The organism is Micromonospora sp. NPDC003776, from assembly GCF_053605645.1.
Window position 1 is genome coordinate 1 of sequence record NZ_JBSGJR010000473.1, and the last position, 5,694, is coordinate 5,694.

A 5,694-nucleotide genomic window follows, 5' to 3' on the forward strand; every position below is an offset into this window, starting at 1 on the left:
GCGGGCGGCGCGGGCCAGACCGGGGTTCGGGGCGGGGCCCGTCGGGTCGCTGCTCAGTGGTTACCGTCCGAGTTGTTCGCCGACGGGGCACCGCTGACCGAGGCGCCGTCGGCCTGGGCCTGCGCCTTCAGCGCCTCCTTCTCGGCGGGCGTGAGCACGGGCGGCTCGGTGGAGGGCTGGCGCTTGCCGAAGCCGTGGTACGGGGCCATCGGCGGGCGCTTGGCCACCCGGGCGCAGATCCGGGCCATGTCGGCGGTGGAGAGGGTCTCCTTCTCCATCAGCTCGAGCACGATGTTGTCCAGGACGTCCCGGTATTCCACCAGGATCTCCCAGGCCTCGTCGTGGGCCAGCTCGATCAGCGCCCGCATCTCGCCGTCGATCTCGGCGGCCACCGCGTCGGAGTAGTCCCGCTCGTGGCCCATGTTGCGGCCGAGGAACGGCTCGTCGCCGCTGGTGCCGTACTTGATCGCACCGAGCTTGGAGCTCATGCCGTACTGCGTGATCATCGCGCGGGCCAGCCCGGTGGCCTTCTCGATGTCGTTGCCGGCGCCGGTGGTCGGCTCGTGGAAGACGAGCTCCTCGGCGGCCCGGCCACCCAGCGCGTACGCCAGGGTGTCGATCATCTCGGCCCGGGTCTGGGTGTACTTGTCCTCGGTCGGCAGGACCAGGGTGTGGCCCAGCGACCGACCCCGGGACAGGATCGTCACCTTGTGCACCGGCGCGGCGTGCGGCAGCGCCCAGGCGACCAGCGCGTGCCCACCCTCGTGGTACGCGGTGATCTTCTTCTCCTGGTCGCTCATCACCCGGGTCCGGCGCTGCGGACCGGCGATCACCCGGTCGATCGACTCCTCCAGGGAGTCGTTGGTGATCGCCCGCTGGTCCTTGCGGGCGGTGAGCAGCGCGGCCTCGTTGATCACGTTGGCCAGGTCGGCGCCGCTGAAGCCCGGGGTACGCCGGGCGACCGAGTCGAGGTCGACGTCGGGCGTGAACGGCTTGCCCTTGGCGTGCACCCGCAGGATGGCCTTGCGGCCCTCCATGTCGGGGGCGTCGACCGGGATCTGCCGGTCGAAGCGGCCCGGGCGCAGCAGCGCCGGGTCGAGGATGTCCGGCCGGTTGGTGGCGGCGATCAGGATGACGCCGCCCTTGGTGTCGAAGCCGTCCATCTCGACCAGGAGCTGGTTGAGGGTCTGCTCCCGCTCGTCGTGGCCGCCGCCCATGCCGGCGCCACGGTGCCGGCCGACCGCGTCGATCTCGTCGACGAAGACGATCGCCGGCGCGTTCGACTTGGCCTGCTCGAAGAGGTCGCGGACCCGGCTGGCGCCGACACCGACGAACATCTCGACGAAGTCCGAGCCGGAGATGGAGTAGAAGGGCACTCCGGCCTCGCCGGCGACGGCACGGGCGAGCAGCGTCTTACCGGTACCGGGCGGGCCGAAGAGCAGCACGCCCTTCGGGATCTTGGCGCCCAGGGCCTGGTACTTCGCCGGGTTCTGCAGGAAGTCCTTGATCTCGTGCAGTTCCTCGACGGCCTCGTCCGCCCCGGCCACATCGGCGAAGGTGGTCTTCGGCGTGTCCTTGGTGATCATCTTGGCCTTGGACTTGCCGAAGTTGAGCACCCGGGAGCCGCCGCCCTGCATCTGCGACATGAAGAACAGCAGCAGGAGCACGAGCAGCGCGATCGGCAGGAGGTTGACCAGCAGGCTCACCCAGATGCTGTCCGACGACACCTTGGTGTCGACCGGACCGCTGATTCGGTTGGCCGACTTCGCCTCCTGGACCTGGTTCCAGACCTGCCCGCCGACCTCGTAGGGGAACTGCGCCGAGATCTTGTCGGTGGTGGTGTCGTCGAACTTGGCCTTGTCCTTCAGGTCGAGCTGGAGCGTCTGCTCCTTGTCCTGGAAGACGACCTTCTCGATGCCACCCTTGCTGAGCTGTTCGAGCGCAACGGAAGTGTCCACCCGGTGGTAGCTGGGACCAGCGGTGAACAGCTGACTGAGCACAACGGCGCCGAGGATGACCAGGATGATCCAGACCACCGGTCGGCGGAAGAAACGCGTACGTTCCATGCTGTCGTCGGGCGCCGAGACGCCCGCATCCTCCTGATCGACGTCCTGACCGTCTGAATGGTGTCGCCGCCTCGGGCGGCGGCCGCAGCCGCCGTGCGGGCCGGCCCCGACCCCGAGACGCGCCAACTGCCGCGCCGCGGTCATTCGACGGTACACCGTTCGTGCCACATGTGAGCTTGCGAGCCCGGCACTTACGCGTACGGCGAACCGAGGTTTGAGCCGGCGTGCCGGGAGCTCCCCACCCGACCTCCCGACTGCCCGGTCACGCGGACGAGGGGTCGGGCGTGGAGGGTGCCTCCACGTCACCGGCCTCTACCGTAGTCCGAAAGGCTGAGAGTCCGCTGAACGTCCGCTTGACGGATCCACCGGCCGATCAGGCGCGGGCGTAGACCTCGGGCTTCAGCACGCCGACGTAGGGCAGCTCGCGGTAGCGCTCACCGAAGTCGAGGCCGTAGCCGACGACGAACTCGGTCGGGATGTCGAAGCCGACGTACTTCACCGGAACCTGCACCTTCACCGCGTCCGGCTTACGGAACAGCGCCACCACCTCGACGCTGGCCGCGGAGCGCGACTCCAGGTAACGCAGCAGCCAGGAGAGGGTGAGCCCGGAGTCGACGATGTCCTCGACGACCACCACGTGCCGGCCGGCGATGTCCCGGTCCAGGTCCTTGAGGATGCGGACCACGCCGGAGGAGGTGGTGCCCTGGCCGTACGAGGAGACGGCCATGAACTCGAGTTCGGCGGGCGGGCCCTGACGACCCAACGCCCGGGCGAAGTCGGCCATGAACATGACCGCGCCCTTGAGCACGCAGACGAGCAGGAGTCCGTCCTCGACGTGCGCGTAGTCCGCCGAGACCTGCTTGGCCAGTTCCGCCGTCTTCTCGCGGATCTGCGCCTCAGAGATGATCACGTGGTCGATGTCGGCGTCGTACCAGGAGCCGTCAGCCATGCTCCTAGCCTGCCGTACGCCCAATGGCCTCCGTCGGCGGGGCCGCCCCTTTTGACGCGGTCCCGCCGGGGATATTCGGCGCGCAACACGCAAACCACCTCAGCAGGTACGGGAGCGCCAACGGCGGCCGTCGTCGGTCGGCTTCCAGTCGGCCGAGTCCCGGCTGTCGGCGGTGACCCCGAGGCCGCTCGCGGCACCCAGGAGGAGCAGGAACAGCAGAAGCAGCAGGAAGATCATGGCGGCGCTCGCTTTCGCGTGATTGGTGTCGGTTTCGCCGCCGGTGCGCACCGGACTGCACCCAGTCTGCGCCCCGCCGCACCGTCCGGACAGTGGCAGGAATGCCACCGCCCATCGATTTCCTGCCACCTGTGGGGTTACCCTCGTCACATGCTCCGATCCGTCGCCGTGGTGGCCCTCGACGATGTCGCCCCGTTCGAACTCGGCGTGCTCGCCGAGTTCTTCGGCACCGACCGCACCGCCGACGGCTTCCCCGGCTACCGGTTCGCCGTCTGCACCGCGGACGGCCGGCCGGTCCGTAGCCGCTCGGGGTTCCTGCTCACCCCGCACGCCGACCTGGCCCCGCTGGCGGACGCGGACCTGGTCGCCGTGCCCGCCCACGCCGAGGGGGCGGCCGTGCCGCCGCCGGTCCTGGACGCGCTGCGCCGGGCCGCCGATCGGGGCGCCTGGCTCCTCAGCGTCTGCGCCGGCGCGTTCGTGCTCGGCGAGGCGGGGCTGCTCGACGGCCGGGACTGCACCACCCACTGGCGGCACGTCGACGAGCTGCAGCAGCGCTTCCCGGCCGCCCGGGTGCGGTGCAACTCGCTGTACGTGCAGGACGGCCGCCTGCTCACCAGCGCCGGCACCGCCGCCGGGATCGACGCCTGCCTGCACCTGGTCCGCCAGGAGCACGGCTCCGCCGTCGCCACCCGGCTGGCCCGGCGGATGGTCGTGCCGCCGCACCGGGACGGTGGCCAGTCCCAGTACGTCGAGGCGCCGATCCCAAAGGCGCCGGAGGCGCCCACCCTGGAACCGGTGCTGGAGTGGTTGATGGGCCACCTGGACCGGACCGTCACCGTGGACGAGCTGGCCGCCCGGGCCGGGATGGCCCCGCGCACCTTCGCCCGCCGGTTCCGCGCCGAGACCGGCACCACGCCCCACGACTGGCTGACCAACCAGCGGGTGCTGCTGGCCCGGCGGCTGCTGGAGGAGACCCGGCTGAGCGTGGAGAGCGTGGCCGACCAGGCCGGCTTCGGCGACGCCGCCGCGCTGCGGCACCACTTCACCCGCCGGGTGGGCACCACCCCGCACGCCTACCGGACCACCTTCCGGGAGCGCGTCGAGGCCTGATCACCAGCCCAGCATCGCCCCGTCGACCCGGGACTCCGACCCGGCGACGTACCCGCCGGAGGGATGCCGCCAGATCGCCTGCCCGTACCCGAAGGCGGCCGGCTGGTCGGCGACGACGACCTCGTGCCCGCGGGCCCGCAGGCCGGCGACCAGGCGCGGGTCCAGCTCCGGTTCGACCAGCACGATCCGCCCGGCGTGCCAGTACCAGCGCGGGGTGTCCAGCGCGGCCTGCGGGTCGCGCCCGGCGTCCAGGGTGGCCGAGACGAGCTGCACGTGTCCCTGCGGCTGCATGTGCCCGCCCATCACGCCGAACGGGCCGACCGGGGCGCCGTCCCGGGTCAGGAATCCCGGAATGATGGTGTGGTACGGCCGCTTGGCGGGCCCCACCGTGTTCGGGTGATCGGGATCGAGCCGGAAGCCGAGACCGCGGTTCTGCAACGCGAAGCCGTGCCCGGGCAGCACCACGTGCGACCCGAAGGCCATGTAGGTGGACTGGATCAGGCTGACCATCATGCCGCCGGAGTCGGCCGTGCAGAGATAGACCGTGCCGCCGCGCTCCGGCTCCCCGGCCACCGGCTCGCCCGCCTGGTCGCTGACCAGCGCCCGGCGGGCCGCCGCGTAGCCGGGGTCGAGCAGGGCTTCGGTCGGCACGGGCGACCGCTCCGGGTCGGCGACGTACGCGTGCGCGTCGGCGAAGCCGAGCTTCATCGCCTCGATCTGCCAGTGCAGCCGCTCCTCCGCCGACAGCGCGGCCAGGTCTACCCCGTCCAGGATCTGCAGCGCCAGCAGCGCGGCGATCCCCTGCCCGTTCGGCGGCAGCTCCCACACCTCGTGCCCGCGGTACCGCACGCTGACCGGGTCGACCCGGGTCGAGCGGTGCCGGGCGAGGTCGTCCCCGGTCAGGAAGCCGCCGGTCCGGGCGGCGTGGGCGTCGAGCGCCGCCGCGATCCGGCCCCGGTAGAAGTCCTCCGCCCCGCTCTCCGCGATCCGGCGCAGCGTCCCGGCCGCGTCCGGGTTGCGCCACCGCTCACCCGCCCCGGGGGCCCGGCCGTCCACCGTGAACACCCGGTCGAACTCGGCGAACTCCGCCCCCGCCAGGCCGGCGTGCCCGGCGACGCCGTACGCCCAGGTGGCGGCGGTGCCGGGGGCGACCGGGAAGCCCCGCTCGGCGTACCCGATGGCGTCGCCGAACAGTTCGGCGAAGGGCAGCGAACCGAACCGCTCGTGCAGGTCCCGCCAGCCGGCCGGGGCACCGGGCACGGTCACCGGCAACCAGCCGCGGGGGGGGGGGGGGCGGCGGCGCCCGGCGGCGATCGCCCCGGCGGCGATCGC

General features: G+C 72.0%; 5 protein-coding genes. 1 reads left to right on the top strand and 4 read right to left on the bottom strand.

Annotated features, from left to right (window positions below; translation table 11 throughout):
* Positions 1-53: 53 nt before the first annotated feature.
* From ftsH to ACWEVO_RS28515, 3 genes are all read right to left on the bottom strand, one after another.
* Entirely contained in the window at positions 54-2,066 is a 2,013-nt protein-coding gene (gene ftsH, locus ACWEVO_RS28505; RefSeq protein WP_452310570.1) for an ATP-dependent zinc metalloprotease FtsH, read from the bottom strand.
* 373 nt (positions 2,067-2,439) lie between these two features.
* Positions 2,440-3,015, bottom strand: a complete 576-nt coding sequence (hpt, locus tag ACWEVO_RS28510) for a hypoxanthine phosphoribosyltransferase (protein ID WP_091070183.1) — start codon at positions 3,013-3,015, stop codon at positions 2,440-2,442.
* A 99-nt stretch (positions 3,016-3,114) separates the two neighbouring features.
* Positions 3,115-3,303: a hypothetical protein gene (locus ACWEVO_RS28515; protein WP_452310573.1), complete on the bottom strand. Its 189-nt coding sequence runs from the start codon at positions 3,301-3,303 to the stop codon at positions 3,115-3,117.
* A gap of 99 nt (positions 3,304-3,402) precedes the next feature.
* On the opposite strand from ACWEVO_RS28515, the gene ACWEVO_RS28520 reads away from it, so the two are divergent.
* Positions 3,403-4,362: a GlxA family transcriptional regulator gene (locus ACWEVO_RS28520; protein ID WP_452310571.1), complete on the top strand. Its 960-nt coding sequence runs from the start codon at positions 3,403-3,405 to the stop codon at positions 4,360-4,362.
* Here the strand turns inward: ACWEVO_RS28520 and ACWEVO_RS28525 are convergent.
* On the bottom strand, positions 4,363-5,694 hold a 1,332-nt coding region (locus tag ACWEVO_RS28525), incomplete at its 5' end, for a gamma-glutamyltransferase family protein (protein ID WP_452310572.1).